This window comes from Bacteroidota bacterium (assembly GCA_020161395.1).
Lineage (GTDB): Bacteria > Bacteroidota > Ignavibacteria > Ignavibacteriales > Ignavibacteriaceae > UTCHB3.
In genome coordinates this window covers 128,552-147,349 of record JAIUOE010000004.1, presented here as the reverse complement: position 1 = coordinate 147,349, position 18,798 = coordinate 128,552, and the positions used below count along the sequence as shown (strand labels likewise).

Genomic DNA, 18,798 nt, shown 5'->3' with positions numbered 1-18,798 from the left:
ATTCGGGAGGTACCATGAATATACAGATAACAGCAAGAAAGTTCACCGCAAGAGACACCTTAAAAGATCTGATTAAGGAAGAGGTTCTCTCATTACAGAAATTTTCAGACGAAATTCTTGATGTCGAGGTGATCATGAGCTATCAAAATGTGAAGGATAGCATCAAGGAAGTTGAGTTGATAGTTAAACTCCCAGGAACAGTTTTAACTGCCAAAGATGAAGCTGACGAGTACGGCAAGGCACTAAAAGCCGCCGTGGAAAAAATCGAAAAACAGATCACAAAAAGAAAAACAAAAAGAGACGCTGTAAAGAAAACCGAACAGGAGTTGTAATTTATTGGAACTGATTAAAAAAGACCACATTACTGTTGAGTTCTTCTTTAACAGAACAACCGGTAAATTTAAAATCACAAATTTCACGGGAACCCGTGGATTTGAAAAGAAAATAAAAGAACCTAATCTTCACAGACCCGGCTTGGCTTTAGCCGGGTTTGTTGATTTATTCTCGTACAACAGGATTCAGATTTTCGGAAATACTGAGATCAGATATTTGTTGTCCATACCTGAAGAACAACGAAAAACCACCATCGAGAATATCTTCAAATTTGACATTCCCTGCATAATCATCACCAACAACATTCAACCGTTCCCTGAAATGTTCGAGTTATCGGAGAAATACGGTGTGGCGATATTCGGTTCACCTGATTCCACAACGAGATTAAGTTTCTTTATAAGTGATTTCCTCGACGACCAGTTTATGCCCCAGGCATCCATCCATGCTTCCTTGATTGATGTTTACGGAGTGGGAATCCTTTTCACGGGTCAATCGGGAGTAGGGAAGAGTGAGGTCGCTCTGGATCTGGTGGAGAGGGGTCACCGGCTTGTTGCCGACGATGTTGTGATCGCTACCAAAAAGGGAGAGGGAATAATCATGGGTTCCGGAACCGATCTTTCGAAACATTTTATGGAAATCCGGGGTCTTGGTCTGATTAATGTGGAAAAAATGTTTGGAATCCGTGCAATCCGGTATCAGAAGAGAATCGAAGTAATTGTCCATCTCGAGATTTGGGACCCCGAACACGAATACACAAGGACAGGATTGGATGATACGACCACTCAAATTATGGATGTGGAACTGCCATATGTAACCCTCCCGATAGTTCCCGGCAAGAATATTACAGTAATCACTGAAGTCATCGCGCTAAATTATCTGTTGAAGCATTATGGCTACGACAGTGCAAAGATATTCAGAGACCGACTGGACAGAAGATTGAAAAGCCCCTCGGGGGATAATTTTACCCGCGGAATTGACTACTTTGAGCACGATTTCGAGTAAATATGTCTTGTTTAAGAGTGTCAGTTTCTTAGTTTTGTACATCAAATTTTTATTTTTTTTATTCTTTAAATTCAAGACTCTATGCGCAATTTTCTGAGCAGATATTATTTTATCTCCAGACGAGAACTTAAAATACGCACATTTAAATTACCCCCTGCAAAATCGATTTTCCCAGTTATTGTTACATTTTTTGTTTTTCAATTTATCATTCTACTCACATCCGGATTCTTTCCGGGGGTATCAGGTGACAACGAAAACTCCTCAGGGCTCGCTGTCGAAAACGCAGAATTAAAGAAACAGCTCACAGAGCTGAAAGAGGAGATTGCCCGTGTCAACGGGAGACTCTCAACAGTAATAAGTCTGAATAATGAAATCCGGGAGATTGCCGACCTTCCCAGAATGGATGAAGACCTGTTCAAAATTGACAACACCCTTGCATCCTACGAATTAACAGGAGGGCTGGCATCCGCTTCTTACGGCAGTCTTGAAGATGCCTCCAAATTATTGAAACTGCTCGAAAACAATCTCGAGCTTCAGTCGAGAATCAACAAGGAAATTTCAACAGCATTCGTCGACAAGACCGGCTACCTCAGGGGAATACCCTCAATAAAGCCGTTGGATGCTTCTTTTAACCGGACAAGTTTTGGTCCGCGTAAAAATCCGATTACAGGAAGGCCGCAGTTCCACACAGGACTCGATATGGGTTCCACCTACGGACAGGAGATTTTCGCTTCTGCAGATGGAATCGTGGAAAGAGCTGATAATTTCAGCGGCTACGGACTTTGTGTAATTATTGCTCATGCCTCGGGTTACAAAACTCTGTACGGGCATTGTTCCAAACTTTTAGTAAAAAAAGGGGACAAGATTTCCAGAGGTGAGCTAATCGCTCTTGTAGGAAGCACAGGGCTCTCAACAGGACCCCATCTTCACTACGAAGTTATCTATAACGGCGAACATTTAAACCCGGCTGATTTTTTCTTTGACGAGGAAAAAGCCAATTTTGACAAGAAATCGAAGAAATAACAAAATAGGGATCAATATATGATTTGGACAATTGAACTGGCGTCTTATCTCGAAGATGCTCCTTGGCCCGCTTCCAAGGAGGAATTGATTGATTATGCAGAACGCATCGGGGCTCCGCTTGAGGTTATCGAAAACCTGAAGGAACTGGAAGACTCCGATGAACCGTATGAATCAATTGAAGATATCTGGCCCGACTATCCTACTGACGAAGACTACTTCTTCAATACCGATGAGTATTGAGTGAAGTGTAATTCCCTCTGATAATGGATCCGTTCAGTGGTATTTATGGTCAGGAATCCGTTAAGGAAATACTTACCGGATTTCTGACCAATAAAAAATTTCCGCAAGCCCTCCTTTTCTCGGGACCCGCCGGTACGGGGAAAGATTTTATGGCTATCAGATTTGCAAATCTGTTAAACTCTATCTCTGACGGTCTTCCATCTTTTTCACACAGTGATTCCATTCAGGAACCTGTGATAAAATTTATTTGCCCTCTACCTGTAGGCAAAAATGAATCATCTGACGATGGTCCATATGACAGGCTCGCACAAACAGACATAGAATTCATCCAGGAGGAGTTTCACAAAAAAGAAGCGAATCCCTACTACCACATAAAAATTCCAAAAGCCAATGATATCAAAATCTCGTCTATCAGATCGATTACGAGATATCTATCGTTGTCCAGCGACACCTCGGGTTACAGAGTTATTTTGATATCAGATGCCCATCTGATGAATGAGCCCGCACAAAATTCTCTTCTGAAGAATCTTGAAGAACCACCCAAAGGCTTTGTTTTTATACTTACAACCTCCGAGCCGGGAATGCTCAGGGAGACCATCCGTTCAAGATGCTGGCCCCTCGAATTTCGTCCGTTATTCCCCGAGGATGTGGGGCAGATCCTTAACAGATATTTTGATGTTGAAGATCATGAAGCAGAAATATTGGGGAAAATAAGTGGTGGATCTGTCTCACGAGCTTTATACCTGAAAGAAAAAAATCTCGTAGACAGGCAGGCAACGGTTGTGTCATTCCTCAGAAACTCCCTTAGTGGTAAATTCCGGTCTGCACAAATGGAATTGAAAGAGGTCATAACGGAAAACGACAGTGACTTGTTTCGACTCTTTTTTAATCTCGTGATGTACTGGTTTGAAGATTACAAACGCTATCTTGCGGGTATCCGGGAGGGTTTGTTTTACTCGGGACATATGGACACTTTTGAAAAATTTTCGGTCAGATATGATAAACTTGACCCCACAAGGGCGATCGATTCGATTGAAAAAATCCTTTATTTTATTGAAAACAACAATGTTAACATGCAAATAGCCTCCTATAATATCATGTTTCTGTTAGCATCCCTGATCCAGGAAGAGATCAGATCTGAAAAAATTTATCTTTTATGAAAGGCATTACAATGAAAAAAGTAGTAATTACTCACGCAAAAAGGACTCCAATCGGCTCATTCGGTGGCACTCTTGCATCTTTTACCGCAGCACAACTCGGTTCCTTTGCAATTAAGGCAGTGCTCGAGGAATCAGGCATCGATAAATCGAAGGTGGATGAAGTAATATTCGGAAATGTGCTCATGGCAGGTCAGGGACAGGCTCCCGCACGCCAGGCTGCGATTTATGCCGGATTACCCGATACTGTTGAAACCATGACATTAAACAAAATGTGCGGCAGTGGCTTAAAAGCAATAATGCTTGCACATCAGGCAATTCTTGCCGGTGATGCAGATGTAATAATTGCTGGAGGCATGGAGTCAATGTCCAATGCTCCTTATCTTCTTCCAAAAGGGAGAAACGGATTTAAGTATGGTCACGGCGAGATTCTTGATTCAGTCCTGCTTGATGGACTCACAGATGTTTACAACAAGATTCACATGGGAAATTGTGCTGAGATATGTGCAAAAAACATGACTATCACAAGAGAAGAGCTCGATGAGTTTGCCATCAACTCCTATACAAAAGCACAGACTGCTCAAAAAGAAGGCAGATTTAAGGAGGAGATGGTTCCACTGGTACTAAAAACCAAGGCAGGAGAGACCATCATCGATAAAGATGAAGACCCTGAAAAGACCAATTTCGCAAAAATTCCTACCCTGCGACCCGTCTTTGATAAAGAAGGTGTGGTAACTGCTGCAAATGCAAGTAATCTGAACGATGGAGCCGCTGCCGTTTTGGTGATGTCTGAAGAAAAAGCACTTGAATTGGGTTATAAACCACTTGTCGAAATTGTAGCCCAGAGTTCTGCAGCTAAAGCTCCTGTTGATTTCACAATTGCACCGGCTGACGCAATACACAAAGTATTGAACAAAGCAGGCCTGACTGTAAAAGACATCGACCTCTATGAGATTAATGAAGCCTTCGCTGTCGTTTCCATTGCTGTAAACAGATTGACAGGTATTTCAACTGAGAACACAAATGTTAATGGTGGAGCCATTGCTCTTGGTCATCCGATCGGGGCAAGCGGTGCGAGAATTGTAGCAACACTTGTCCACGAGATGGTTAAACGCAATTCCACTTACGGTCTGGCAAGCCTCTGCATCGGTGGTGGTGAAGCTTCCGCAATGATCGTCAAAAAATACGAATAGAGGAGATCACATGAATATTAACAAAGTCGCTGTGGTTGGTGGCGGTACCATGGGTAATGGAATCGTTACCGTGTTTGCAATCAACGGATTCAAGGTCACTCTCGTGGAAACCAGACAGGAGCTTCTTGACAGAGCTATAGCGAATATTTCGTCAAGTCTTGAAAGAATGGTGAAAAAGGAAACAATTTCCTCCGAGACAAAAAGTTCAGCGCTTGCCAATATAAGCACATTGATCGGGGTTGAGAATATTGATCCCGATTCTGATCTTGTCATCGAAGCTGTTTTTGAGAACAAGGATGTTAAGTTAAGTATTTTTAATACTTTAGAGAACTTTCTTAAACCTGATGCAATAGTTGCATCCAATACTTCCTCCATTTCGATTACGGAACTTGCACCCGTAACAAGAGCTGACAGATTCATTGGAATGCATTTCATGAATCCCGTACCTGTTATGAAACTCGTGGAAATTATTCGCGGCTACTCCACGAGCGATGAAACCTACGCGACCATAAAAGAGTTGACACTAAAACTTCAGAAGGTCCCGGTTGAAGTTCAGGACTATCCGGGTTTCATTTCGAACAGAATTCTAATGCCTATGATCAATGAAGCCATCTTCTGTTTAATGGAAGGCGTTGCTTCAAAGGAAGATATCGATTCAGTTATGAAACTGGGAATGAATCATCCCATGGGACCCCTTACACTTGCTGATTTCATCGGATTGGATGTCTGTCTTGCAATAATGGATGTGCTCTATTTTGGATTTAACGATCCGAAATACAGGCCGTGTCCACTTCTCAAAAAGATGGTGGCGGCAGGCAAACTCGGCAGGAAATCGGGGGAAGGGTTCTATAAGTACCAGTAATAGAAGAGTTGGCTGGATTGCCACAATCTCAGCGGTACTCAAATATTATGCACTTAAGATTCCTGTCAGATCGTATAACTGGGATCTTACTCAAGATGGATACACACTTCTTTTAGGCGCTGTTACCGGAGTTTTATGCGGTTTCGGCGCCGTTATTTTTCATTTTTCGATTAACCTGATCAGAGACCTTTTCTTTTTTCTTCCCCCGGAAATAATTTCCGGCTTCAAAACTTTCTATCCTGATACCGTCCCCGGGGTCCTGTATGTTATACTGGTACCGGCAATCGGCGGACTTGTTGTCGGCACCCTAGCCATGGTCTTCGAAAAAGGTAAAAAAGGGGAGGGGATACCGAATGTAATTCTCGCTGTGGCGACAAAAGGCGGAATTATTAAGGGAAGTGTCGCAATTCTTAAAACAGTCCAGACAGCTATAAGCATTGGTACCGGTGGTGCCGGTGGAAAAGAAGGACCAATCGTTCAAATAGGTGCTGCAATTGGTTCAGGATTTGGTCAGTTTTTGAACCTCTCTTCTGACAGATTGCGTATTCTCGTTGGATGTGGTGCCGCAGCAGGTCTCTCGGCAGCTTTTAATGCACCTTTAGGTGGTGCAATTTTCACAATGGAAATAATTCTCAGGACTTTCAATTCCAGATCACTAGGTCCGATTATAGTGTCATCGGTCTTTGCCACAGTTATCTCAAGAGGATTCATCGGGGAGGAACCGGCATTTCAAATTCCCGTTTACAATCTGAACAGTAACTCCGAGTTTTTATTCTACATTGTTCTGGGAATACTTTCGGGGTTGATGGCAGTGTACTTCGTCAAAGTGATTTTTTATTTCGATGAAATGTTTACCAAACTTACAGTACCGACATTTCTAAAGCCGGCAATCGGAGGCTTGATGGTTGGCATCATCGGCGTATTGTTACCGGGAATATACGGCTTCAATCAGCAAACAATAGATAAATCACTCTATAACCAGAATACGCTCGAGTTGATGATTTTACTCTTTTTGCTAAAACCACTTGCTACTTCACTTACTGTCGGATCCGGCGGGCATGGAGGAACATTTGCTCCCAGTCTGTTCACTGGTGCCATGCTCGGAGGAGCATTCGGACAGGTTGTAAACATTCTTTTTCCACAGGTACCGGCAGCTCCGGGAGCTTACGCCCTCGTGGGAATGGGTGCGGTTGTTGCCGGTACGACTCACGCGTCACTCACAGCTCTTATTATGGTGTTTGAAATGACAAACAACTATAAGATTATCCTGCCTCTGATGCTCACAATTATTATTTCAACCATGATCTCCAAAGGAATCCTGAAAGGATCACTTTACACATTAAGACTTGGCAAGGAAGGCACGGGACTCGATGTCTACGGCAGAAAAAGCTCGGTATTAAAATCAATGAAGATTTCCGCTATTGTTGAAGAAGTCAAGGAGTTTATTCAGGAATCGGACAATTACCAAAAAGTTGTGGAGTCATTAAGAAATTCCCAGTATGAGACGCTTCTTGTACTCGATAAATCGGGTGAAGTAAAAGGTGTGATATCTTACACAGATTTGAGAAAATCTCTGTTTGATGAAGAGACCACGGCCGTAATGGAGTTTTTAATTGCAGGAGATTTGATGAAGAAAAGGTTCACAAAGATAAGTGACCTTGAAAATGCTGACAATGCTTTGAAAATGATGGAGACTTTTGATTTGGAATTTCTTCCGGTGTACGACACCGATGATAAATTCATTGGGGTAGTCTCAAAACAAAAAATACTCAGAGTATATCAAAATGAGTTGTTTTTAGCAGAGAAGAACCTTGATCTGTCAAGTTAACCGTTTTAAGACCTTTTAAATGTCCTATAATGTATATTATGTAAACTAAAAGTAATATCGAGTAACAGAGGCTTTACTGGCGGTTATTTTCATACCACCTCCCCGCATCCGTGGTTTTATAGACAAATATTTGCCATTCAATCATGGAATTACTTTTTCACTTCAACTGCCGGAATCAGGTAGAATTTTAACATCGATTTTTTGTTAAAGGTTTTCTTTGCCATCTCTGAAATATCCTGTAGTGTCATCTTTCTGATGATCTCATTTCCTTCTGCGAATCCTTTTAAATCAGAACCGCTCATTGCGTGTGAACTGATCAGGTTAAGTATGCCTCCGTTCGTCTGGAAAACTTCTTCGCGTTCCTTAAGAGCATTTTCCTTCGCCTTCTGAAGCGTTGTTTCATCATTGAAGTTTTGAACTAAAGAATCGATAATGGACACGGTTTTTGCGGTAAGTTCTTCCTTTCTGGCAGGGTCACAATTAAAAAACACAGTATTATTGAATTGCGATTCAGGATACTGATTAAAACTGACACCGGCTGAAATAGAATAACTTCCGCCAAGTTCCTCCCGAATAACCTCATTAAGCTTAACATCAAGCACTTTTTGCAGAATTGTCAATTCAAGATTGCTTTTTCTGCTCCAGTTGTACCTTCCCGGGAAGGCTATAAAAACTGTTGCCTTGTTTTCCATCCCTTTTTTCACAGTTTTCTCAACACCATTTTGCGCATATCTGACTCCCCTGTCGAGCCATTCTTCATGCTCAACACTTTTTTGGGATGCTATATACCTGCAAATAAGTGATTTAATAACATCTTCATCGAAATTTCCTGTAAAAACAAAAGTAAAATCGCCTGCTGAATTGAATCTCTCCTTGAATATCTGATATGCCTTTTGTTGATTTATTTCACCGAAGCGACCGATACTCATCGGTTTCATGCGCGGGTTGTCGTTGTACAGAGCCACAACTATTGAATCATAAAACACATTATCGGGTGAAAGTCCTTCATTTATCAGATAACTTTTTAGTTTTTCCATAAAATTTGCGGTGGAAATCGTATCCAGACGCGGTTTTTCAAATGTGAGATACACCAGCCGAAAGAAATCCTCGAGATCATTAACCGAACTTTGTCCGTTAATTTCCTCATAAAGCTCGGTCACATTAGTCTGGACAGAGATCATTTTTCCTGCAAGTTTCTTGTAAAGTTCAGTAAGGTTGAAATCACCCAAACCCGATTCCTCGACGATCGAAGTGGCATAATTTGCTGAAACAAGGTCTCTTTCCTCAACTTTGGATAGACCGCCTCTGCTAAAACCGTACATCAGCACTTCATCTTTTTGCAACGCGGTTTTTTTAAGATAAACTTTAGCTCCGTTACTCAAAGTCAGCAATTTTACATCATACACATCAAGGTTTTCCTCTGAGAGAATCCTGCCGGGTTTTGGTTCCACTTCCACTAGCGGCTTGTTTACTTCAGTTGATTGAGGTTTTACAATCTCCATCGTGGAAACAGATTTGAAGATGTTTTCAAGATCTTCCTTTTTTGGAACCTTTACCCCTGTTTTTTCCGGATATGATATAAGAGTGACCATATTCGAATCAGTGATCAGCTCTGAGGCAATTTTATTTAATTCCGCAAGTGTAATCTGTGGTACAATTTCCTTGTAAATCTTATAACCCGTTTCAATATCTGTGTAAATAGCATCATTAATAAACTGATCAAGCAAGGCATTCACTACACCGGAGGAATACTGGTTGTCCTTCTCCCGGTAATAATTGTCCATCGATGCGTTAAGATTTTCCTTTGCCCGTGAGAATTCCTCATTAGTAAAACCATATCTTTTCATTTTTTCACCCTCGAGAAGGAGAAGAGAAAAAGACGAATCGATTAAATTTTCTTTGGAAGTGGCGTAGAGAACGAACGCACCTTTATTATAAGAAAGGGTTGTGGAATATCCCCCACCATTCTGTAGTGGTGAATTGCTTGATTTAGAGATATCAAACAGTCGTTCACTAAGAATGGAACCGACAATCTGGTGAATGATCCCTTTTTTATAGTCAGCCACAGTATTAGCCTTCAGCACTGGACGCTTATTCACTATCACCACATTGCTCAAGGTGGTTTCCTTGTCACCAACGATTGAATAAAGTCTCTCTTTATGATCCGGAACTTCATAAATAATTCGCTTCTTAGGGCTTTCAGAGGCACTGTAAGACCCGAAATACTTTTTGACGAGTCTTTCCATGTCCCCGGCTTTAAAATCACCCACAACCACCAACGACATTAATTCCGGCTTGTACCACTCTTTGTAGTAATCTGTCAAAGCCTTGTGTGGAAAAGACTTTAGAATATTTTCATCTCCGATCGGTAATCTCTGTGCGAATCTTGAGTTATGGAAAAGAACAGGAAACTGAATGTCCCTGATTCTCCCTTCCGCACCCTTACCCATTCGCATTTCCTCAAGCACCACTCCCCTCTCCTTCTCGATTTCCAGCGAGTCGAAAGTCGCTTGAAACGCCCAGTCGGAAAGCACCATAAAAGCAGAATCAAGAATCGATTCACGATCTGTAGGCACAGTGAGCATATACACAGTTTCTTCTGTCGAAGTGTAGGCATTTATTTCAGGACCAAATTTCATACCGAGAAGCTCAAGAAAATCGATCACTTTATTTCCAGGGAAATTCTTTGTTCCATTAAACAGCATGTGCTCAGTAAAATGTGCGAGCCCTTTTTGATCATCGCGCTCATTCAATGAACCTGTCAATATCACCAGTCGCAGTTCAGCCTTTTTTTCAGGTAATCTGTTTTTAAGTATTGAATACTTTAGACCGTTTGGGAGAGTCCCTTCCAAAACGGAACGATGTTTTGGAATTGAATCCGTAGCGGACTGAGGAAAAAGATTGATCGCGAACAGAAATATGGTTAAGATTGATAATTTTGTCAGTTGCATGGTACGGAAAGTCCTTTTAATTAAGACAGATCGGCAGGGTAAAAACTTAATATATGACATTTAATTTGTGTGGTGAGATTGACAATCTGATTTCTTTGACCAGATCCGCAGATGATTCTCCGTCAAGATGCAGGTATGCCGGTTCATCAAGTGAGATAGTATAATTGTTTGTTGTAAAACAAGTTACCTCTTTCAATCCAAGGTGAGAGCCTGTAATTGCTTTAGGCAGATTCTTAAAAATCCTGGGCAGGGACATATTTTCGACGATACAAACATCTGCCAGTCCATCATCAACTTTTGCGTCGGGTGTCAATTTAAAACCTCCACCTGAAAAGATTCCGTTTCCCGTCGTGATAAACATGGCTTCGCCGCTCAAATTCTTTCCATTCCCTGTGGACAGTTTGTATCTGACAGGTGTATAAGAGAATAGTGCCTGAATAAGAGAAATGATATAAACCGTCATCCCGGTCAGGAACTTCTTCTTTTCTTTCAATTTACCAACATAGGCGTCGAATCCTATCCCCGAGGTATTGATAAATTTTTTCTTCTCAACACTACCATCTGCGAATGTGATTCTTAAATCCCATACATCCATTGCAACTGATTCAGAAGCCTCCAAAGCTGCATTTAGAACATCGACAGGGTTGTTTGAAAGATGAAAATATTTGGTAAGGTCGTTTCCGGATCCTGTGGGTATTAATGATAAAGAGAAACGGTAAGGTGGTGGAACAAGATTCACGAGAGAATTAAATGTGCCGTCACCTCCTGCCAGGAAAATGTGGCTATCACTCCTGTTTAAATCATTGTAGTATCTTGAAGCCTCGTCGAGAGTTTTTGGAAGAAAAACCCGTAATCCGGATATTAAACCGGAATGCCCGATCAGTCCGGCAAACTTCCTGCCTCTTCCGTTACCGGAGAGGGAGTTGATTATCAGATATTTGTTTTCAGGCAGGTTCAGAAGTTATTCTCTGGTTTACTTTGAAAAAATTGCTTCAACATACATCCGGGGGTCGAAATTCTGAAGGTCTTCTATCCCCTCACCAACTCCGATATACCTTACAGGTACTTTCAGTTCCCTGCAAATTTGAAAGATTACCCCGCCTTTCGCAGTTCCATCAAGTTTTGTAACTATCAAGCCAGAAAGCTCGGTAACTTTTGAGAACTCCTTCCCTTGTTGCACGGCATTCTGACCTGTTGTACCGTCAACCACTAAAAATATCTCATTTGGTGCATCAGGCAGCTTTTTGGAAATCACATTTTTGATCTTCTTCAATTCTTCCATCAAATTCACTTTGGTGTGAAGTCGGCCCGCAGTATCTATCATTACCACATCGGCATTGATTCTGATAGCCTCCTGAATTGTCTCAAATGCAACCGAGGAGGGATCTGCACCCTGGTGTCTGGAAATAATTGGAACTCCAGCTCTGTCAGCCCATATTTCGAGTTGTTCATTTGCCGCAGCTCTGAAGGTATCTGCAGCTCCAACAACTACTTTCCAGCCCGATAGTTTAAAGTTATGGGCAAGTTTTCCGATCGTGGTGGTTTTTCCTGCTCCATTTACACCTACAATAAGGATAACAAAAGGTTTGTGTTGCTCAACATCAGGAACATACTCCTTTGAAGAGAGTGAGTGCTCGAGTTCTTCCTCAAGAACTGCCTTTACAACTGCCAATACATTTTCTCCGGAACGGTCTTTTTCTGACTTAAGTTTTTTCCGAACTTCATCAACAATTTTCATTGCAAGATCATATCCGATATCTGAAGTGATCAAAATCTCTTCCATCTCTTCGAGTGTAATTTCATCAATTACAGCCTTGCCTGTAACTGTTTCAGAAATTTTATTGAATATTTTGTCCCGTGTTTTCGAAAGCCCGTCTTTTAGTTTTCCAAAATTAAAATTCTTAATAAAACTCATTTTTTACTCTTTATTATTTTTATAGCTTTTATAACATAGTTTAGATAGGATGCGATTATTAACACAATCAGTGAGTAATAATATATTCGCATGAACAGCAGGGATTCACTCAACTGTAAAAAAACAAGAATGAGATATGAACCGATGAAGAAAAATGTCCATTTACCCAACCAATCGGAGGGTGGCACACTTCCGATACTTTTGCTTAGGAATAGACCCGGAAGCATAATAAGTAGATCTCTTGCCACAATCACAAAGAAAAGCACCGGATCAAGTATACCAGTGATATAGAATGTGATTGAAACCGAAATTACGAGCACCTTATCAGCGAGAGGATCAAGAATTTTCCCCAGTTCCGAAACCTGATTAAATTTTCGGGCAAAATAGCCGTCAAAAAAATCAGTGATGCTTATTAATAACACCAGCAGAACAGTTAAGGGCCTTCCAAGAATGTCGGGATTTACCAAAAACCATATCAGCGGAAATGAACCAAAGAGTCTTGAAAGACTCAAAAGATTTGATACCTGGAAAAAGTGTTTTTTTTCGATCCCGAACATCATCTTATTATTGCAATCTTTCCGGTTTTTGTCCCAAGTTCATTCTTTTTTCCATCAGTCATAGTTGCCCGGTAAATGTATACTCCGGAAGGCACTTCCCTGCCGTCAGAGTCCAGAAGATTCCAGTCCACTCCACCATTTCCGTCATTTTCCGAAAACTCTGCAATCCTGACTCCCTCAAGATTGAAAATAATTATATCCACATACCGCGGAAGATTTGCAAATGTGACGCTCCTGTGTTTTGATTTGTCCACGGGACTCGGGAAAGTATAGATATCTTCGAGACTGGATGCCGTGGCTGTAAGAACAATAGTAGCACCTGAGTTTGAATTTATCAACAAGTTTCCGGATCCGGCATCCGATCTGATGTTTTTCAATGTCAGGGTGTATTCCCTTCCTAAAGATCCGACCGGTTTTGACCCCTTGAGACTAAGAATAACCGTCTTCTTATCCGTTGGGGAAACGGTCGCGGAAGTCACTTTGTTATCGGGTGAAAATGAATAATTAGAGACATCACCGGCAGTCGCAGGATCCAAATCCAGATTCATTCTGATCGAAACTGTGTAATTATCGAGAATTTTGAAGCTTTCTATAAAGAAACTCTCTGTAACGACTCCGGGAGTATAAGTAAAAGTTGCTGTATCCGAGCTAACGGGTGAGCCGTAATTGTCAGTAAGTCCTGAAATTAGAACCCTGTTGGGACCGGTATTAAAGTTAGAGGAAAAAGTTAAAAGGAAAGCATTCTCTCCCGACGGAGTGTAGGAGGAAAGCGGGATTTTTTCATTTCCCTTGATCAGGTGGATACCCGAGGGATTATCAATCTCTTTTCTCATCTTGTTCGAAAACAAAACTTCAACAGAATTTAGAGTTTTCACAGAGGCAGAAGAATATTTTGCCGGAGAGTGATGAAATACTCTAATCACTTTGGAGGCCGCTCTACGGGTGCCAGAAACACCTTCAACCTTGTAATAATAATTTTTATTCAGCTCCACACCGGTATCATTGAAGAACTGGGAAGTCGTGGAATCGTAAAGAACAAGTTCGGATTCTGTAAGCCCTCTGTAAACAAAATATTTCGATGCTGAACCCTGAAAGCTGATCCTGATTTTTGAATTGTCCACACTGAATGCGGAGGTCAGAGTCGGAGCAAACGAAGTGGTCTGGTTGAACTCAAAAAATTTGATGATGTTTCCATATGGATAAGCTATTTCGGCAATTCCATTTCCGTCAAAATCCTCGATTAGAATTGCATTGGTATTTACATTCTCGTCATACGAAACAATTTCACCACTCAATCCCTGACTTTTAATGATGTATGCGTAAGGATATGTAAACAGGAGCAGTTCCTGCTTGCCGTCACTATCGATATCATAAAACTTAAGTGAATTGGATGCCCGCTGGAAAGTGGATTTAAATTCCACAGCAGGATCAATAAAAGCATTATCATATGAAATATTCAGATTGGTTCCGGCGAAATTGAAAATTATTATTCTGTTATAAGGAGCAACATCGACATCGGGAACGGCTTGAAGGAGGACGGCTAAATCCTCTTTTCCATCACTGTTAAAATCTCCCGAAGCAATAAAGGAGGATGACGACATGTAACCGGTTCTGATGATTTTATCGGTTTTAATGTCGTTTATTGCATTTACCTTCATTACAACTATATCACCGTCAGAATCCGTGAAGATAATTTCGTTTTTTGAATCACCATCAATATCTTTGACAACCAGAAATGGCGAGTTAAATGTATTTCCGCCGAAACCCATACCTGACTGATTGTAAAATCTTGATTTGTAAGTCAGCGATAAATCTGAATTAATTGAGTAAACAACCACAGTAGTATCGTTTCGTACAGCCAACAGTTCATTTTTATTATCCCGGTCGAGATCAAACACACCTATGGGCCAAAAATAGCTTGTATCAGCCGATGTAGCGAGCTGGAATGTCCCCGTATTGTTCACCTGCTTATGAATGTGGGCAGAGTAACCCCAAAGAGATAGCAGATCTGTTACCCCGTCTTTGTTAAAATCGCCATAGTCTTTGGCTATTTTGCGATTTAAAGTATCAGTCTCCAGAGTTACAAACTTGTCATTCTCAAATCTGTAAAGTTTGGTCGTTTCAGGTGACATTACTTCCCTGATGAGTGCACCTTTTTTGTTTCCGGGTAGCAGAATCGATTTATCAAAAATATATCCGGCAGGAAGTGTAAAAGTTTTTTGAGCTTTTTCATAGGTCCTGAACAGATCTCCGCTGTTCAGCCTAAAATATCTGTCGAGAGTATCCCTGATTTCAGTCTTGAATCCACCTTCATTCGTTACTTCAAAATAGATATCATACTGTTCTGATGGGAATATTTGCGACCTGGGAATAAATCCATAGTGCAGTTGTTTCACAAAACCGGTGTTGGTCGAAAATCCGTCAAGTGTAACATAACTGAAAGATGATTCTGAACTTCTTTTATAATACATCTTGACAATTGCCGGGTCTTCTGTATAAGTAGCAGCCATAAAAGTCGGTCTATCGCCATAATAAGCCGGCAGAAGTGAAATCAGCTCACCTTTTGTTCCTGATCTTTTGATACGGAAATTCACCCTTTCTTCAGCAGTAAAAGAATTTGTCTGTTCCACTTTAAGCCGAAGTGTATAGACTGTATCTTTTAAGTTTTTTATCGGGAAGGTGTAGATGACTTGTTCAGAAACCTGATTTTGCCTTTCGCTGACAAGATTTGTCCAGGAAACTGGGTTTAATCCGGTACCATATTCAAGCGAGAAAGATTTAAAGTAGGAAGAAAGGATTGTCGCATTAATCTTTAGAGTGTCTGAAGAAGTTGAGTAGTCCTGTACGGGGAAATTAAATTTGATGACAGATGGCGCAAGTACTTTAAGTGCTCTTAAAAGGTTCAGTCTCCCGGCTCCTGCTCTGATATCCCAACCCGGATTTCCTATGTCATCAGCGGTCGATTTTAATATCTGCTTCACTTCTTCATTCGAAAAGCTCTTTTTCGACAGAATCAAAGCTGCCGAAGCGGTTACAAAAGGTGCCGCTGCCGAGGTACCGTTAAAATCTGTATAATTCCAGTTACGGGAGGTCGTCTTGATTTGGGTACCTGGTGCCACAAGATCAAGAGTGGAACCATAGTTCGAACTTCCTGCTACATAATCTTCAGAGGTTGAGTTTCCGACTGAAATCACCTCGCTGTATCCTGAGGGGTAGTGAGGATCAGGTGAATTTGAGTTACCGGAACTTCCAACGAGTACAACATTTTTCGAATATGCATATCTTACGACATCCCTGAGTGCATGTGAATATGAGTAATCTCCAAAGCTCATGTTTATTACTTTTGCTCCCATAAGGACCGAGTAAAGCACTGCGGCTGCTACATCATCTTCTTCACCATACCCCTGAGGATCGAATGATCGCAAATTGAGTATTTTTATCCCCGGAGCAACACCCGCGATTCCGAAAGAATTATTTGTTTCGGCACCAATGATTCCCGCCACGGCTGTTCCATGCGAGTATATGTTTTCATCCATCGGATCATTATCCCAGTCCAGATAGTCACCCCCTGTTGTATCAAACGGAAAGCCCGTTCTGTCTGTAAAATCCCATCCCATGTAGTCATCAACAAAACCGTTGTTATCGTCATCTATTCCATTGGAGCTTTTATCTCTCCCCTGTTGATCTTTTCCGGTTTCACCTTTGTTAATGAACACCTTGTTTTTCAAGTCGGGGTGTTTATAGTCAATACCCGTGTCAATGACACTGACTATCACTGTATCTCTGCCTTCAGTAATTGCCCACGATTCAAACGCACCAATTTTTGAAAGAGCCCATTGCTGATTTACAAGACTGTCGTTCGGGATGTAATCAATTTTGTAAGTCAACCCCTCCTGTACATATTCGATTTCGAAATTTTCCTTCAACGCACTTGCTACAGTTTGAGCGAGAGGTTCATCAGAAATTCTGACAGCGACAATTCGGGACAATTCAGGAATTCTTTCTGCCAGTCCTTTGGCAAAGGGAGCAATCGTTATTTTTGGATCCTTTGACGGAGCATCAGTTGCGATGATTGATTTTATTGAGGCATCCAGTCTGCTTTTTACTTCGGAGGATGGAACAGATGCCTTGTATTTGACGAAAATTATTTTTTGCGAAAACGCCTGACTCACAATGACTAAAACGAAGAATAATACAATCCTGCTAAATTTCATACTGATCCTTGGAGAAATTTAAATCAACTTTTACGGGATAATCACCTGAAAAACAAGCCGTACAATAGTCATCGGGACTGTCTTCCTTCACAGCCTCATACAGATGGCTGATATCGAGATAACCAAGGGAATCAACTCCGATATAATCACGGATTCGTTCCACATTGCCATCCATCGAAAATGCAATCAGTTCTTCCCTTGAAGGGAAATCCATACCATAAAAACAGGAATGCATTATCGGAGGTGATGAAATTCTGAGGTGAATTTCCTTTGGTTTGGCTTCCCTTATCAGATTGATTAACTGCTTTGAAGTGGTACCTCTTACAATCGAGTCATCAACAACTACAACGATTTTATCCTTCAGAACACCTTTTACAGGATTGAATTTTATCTTAACCCTGAGTTCCCTGTTTTCCTGACCGGGTTCAATGAATGTTCGCCCGATGTAGTGGCTCCTCAATAATCCGATTTCAAATTTTGCGTTGATACCCTGCTTTTCCAGTTCGCGAGCATATCCCAGTGCTGCTGTATTGGAGCTGTCTGGTACACTTATGACGATGACCTTGTCATCCTTCTCTTCTGGAACCACGGGGAAATTCCTGGCGAGTATCTTTCCCAGTCTCCTGCGAACTTTATCTACATTGTGCCCAAAAATCATGCTGTCGGGACGGGAAAAATAGATGTATTCAAAGATACATTGCTTTTTACTGCTCGTTTTCCCGTTCAGGTGCCTTACCTCCAACTCTGCGGATTCATCAGATAATGGAATAAATACCACTTCACCCGGTTCGATGTCCCTGATGTATTCTGCGGAAATGATGTCAAAAGCACATGTTTCGGATGCGACGACAAAAGATCCTTCCAGCTTTCCAAGGCAGAGAGGACGAAAACCTGATTTGTCTCTTGCGGCAACCAGATATTTATCAGTTAAAATAACAACTGAAAAGGCACCTTCAAGGAAATTGAGCGCCTCAATTACCTGTTCCCGTTGATCTTTTTGCTTGCTTTTTGCAATCAGATGCAGAATCACTTCCGTATCAGATGTAGTCTGAAAAATGGAGCCTTCCGAGACAAGCCAGTCTCTTAAATTTTTGTCATTTGTAAGATTGCCATTGTGTGCGACGGCAAGATTTCCTGAATGATAATTTACAAGGAAAGGTTGAATGTTTTTTCTTGAGTTTGAGGAACCGGTTGTGGAATATCTGTTGTGACCTATGGCAGCATTTCCGGTTAATTGAGGTTTCCAAAAGTCGAAATCGTCAAAAACCTCGGATACAAGACCTTCGCCTTTTATAACTTTAAAGACATCTTTACTGTTTTCAATATCATGGGTAACTATTCCGGAGGCTTCCTGTCCGCGATGCTGGAGGGCATGAAGTCCGTAGTATGTCATAGTGGAGGCACTTTTATTGTTGGAGATACCAAATATCCCGCAAAAGCACTTTGTTTTGCTAATTGTAATTTCCATCAGGTGTATTTTTTTTAAGAGATGTCAAATTTACCAAATACGAGGCAGGTAGAAA

The 18,798-nt window shown here is 41.3% G+C and carries 14 protein-coding genes; 8 read left to right on the top strand and 6 right to left on the bottom strand.

Annotated features, from left to right (window positions below):
• Positions 1–14 precede the first annotated feature (14 nt).
• From raiA to LCH52_07920, 8 genes are all read left to right on the top strand, one after another.
• Positions 15–332: a ribosome-associated translation inhibitor RaiA gene (raiA, locus tag LCH52_07955; protein ID MCA0388413.1), complete on the top strand. Its 318-nt coding sequence runs from the start codon at positions 15–17 to the stop codon at positions 330–332.
• 4 nt (positions 333–336) lie between these two features.
• Entirely contained in the window at positions 337–1,335 is a 999-nt protein-coding gene (hprK, locus tag LCH52_07950) for an HPr(Ser) kinase/phosphatase (protein ID MCA0388412.1), read from the top strand.
• Positions 1,336–1,416: 81 nt separating this feature from the next.
• The gene (locus tag LCH52_07945; GenBank protein ID MCA0388411.1) at positions 1,417–2,358 is read left to right on the top strand and encodes a M23 family metallopeptidase; all 942 of its coding nucleotides are present in this window, start codon (positions 1,417–1,419) and stop codon (positions 2,356–2,358) included.
• Positions 2,359–2,376: 18 nt separating this feature from the next.
• Entirely contained in the window at positions 2,377–2,598 is a 222-nt protein-coding gene (locus LCH52_07940) for a DUF2795 domain-containing protein (GenBank protein MCA0388410.1), read from the top strand.
• A 23-nt stretch (positions 2,599–2,621) separates the two neighbouring features.
• Positions 2,622–3,758, top strand: coding sequence for a hypothetical protein (locus LCH52_07935; protein ID MCA0388409.1), 1,137 nt, complete (start codon positions 2,622–2,624; stop codon positions 3,756–3,758).
• Between the two features lie 11 nt (positions 3,759–3,769).
• The gene (locus tag LCH52_07930; GenBank protein ID MCA0388408.1) at positions 3,770–4,948 is read left to right on the top strand and encodes an acetyl-CoA C-acetyltransferase; all 1,179 of its coding nucleotides are present in this window, start codon (positions 3,770–3,772) and stop codon (positions 4,946–4,948) included.
• 10 nt (positions 4,949–4,958) lie between these two features.
• The gene (locus tag LCH52_07925) at positions 4,959–5,810 is read left to right on the top strand and encodes a 3-hydroxybutyryl-CoA dehydrogenase (GenBank protein MCA0388407.1); all 852 of its coding nucleotides are present in this window, start codon (positions 4,959–4,961) and stop codon (positions 5,808–5,810) included.
• A complete protein-coding gene (locus tag LCH52_07920) occupies positions 5,704–7,638 on the top strand; it encodes a chloride channel protein (GenBank protein ID MCA0388406.1) in 1,935 nt (644 codons plus the stop codon). Before LCH52_07925 ends, LCH52_07920 begins: the two co-directional genes overlap by 107 nt.
• A gap of 149 nt (positions 7,639–7,787) precedes the next feature.
• Here the strand turns inward: LCH52_07920 and LCH52_07915 are convergent, their stop codons facing one another.
• The 6 genes from LCH52_07915 to purF are packed head-to-tail and all read right to left on the bottom strand — an operon-like array spanning position 7,788 to position 18,743.
• Positions 7,788–10,589, bottom strand: a complete 2,802-nt coding sequence (locus LCH52_07915; GenBank protein MCA0388405.1) for an insulinase family protein — start codon at positions 10,587–10,589, stop codon at positions 7,788–7,790.
• A 46-nt stretch (positions 10,590–10,635) separates the two neighbouring features.
• Positions 10,636–11,517 (bottom strand): hypothetical protein, encoded by an 882-nt coding sequence (locus tag LCH52_07910; GenBank protein MCA0388404.1) that lies wholly within the window; start codon positions 11,515–11,517, stop codon positions 10,636–10,638.
• A gap of 45 nt (positions 11,518–11,562) precedes the next feature.
• Positions 11,563–12,504 carry a signal recognition particle-docking protein FtsY gene (gene ftsY / locus LCH52_07905; protein MCA0388403.1) on the bottom strand — a complete coding sequence of 314 codons (942 nt, stop codon included), beginning with the start codon at positions 12,502–12,504 and terminating at the stop codon, positions 11,563–11,565.
• A complete protein-coding gene (locus LCH52_07900; GenBank protein ID MCA0388402.1) occupies positions 12,501–13,061 on the bottom strand; it encodes a CDP-alcohol phosphatidyltransferase family protein in 561 nt (186 codons plus the stop codon). Before LCH52_07900 ends, ftsY begins: the two co-directional genes overlap by 4 nt.
• Positions 13,061–17,275: a S8 family serine peptidase gene (locus tag LCH52_07895; GenBank protein ID MCA0388401.1), complete on the bottom strand. Its 4,215-nt coding sequence runs from the start codon at positions 17,273–17,275 to the stop codon at positions 13,061–13,063. The genes LCH52_07900 and LCH52_07895 overlap by 1 nt, the downstream gene beginning before the upstream one ends.
• Positions 17,265–18,743 carry an amidophosphoribosyltransferase gene (gene purF / locus LCH52_07890; GenBank protein ID MCA0388400.1) on the bottom strand — a complete coding sequence of 493 codons (1,479 nt, stop codon included), beginning with the start codon at positions 18,741–18,743 and terminating at the stop codon, positions 17,265–17,267. The genes LCH52_07895 and purF overlap by 11 nt, the downstream gene beginning before the upstream one ends.
• Positions 18,744–18,798: the final 55 nt, after the last annotated feature.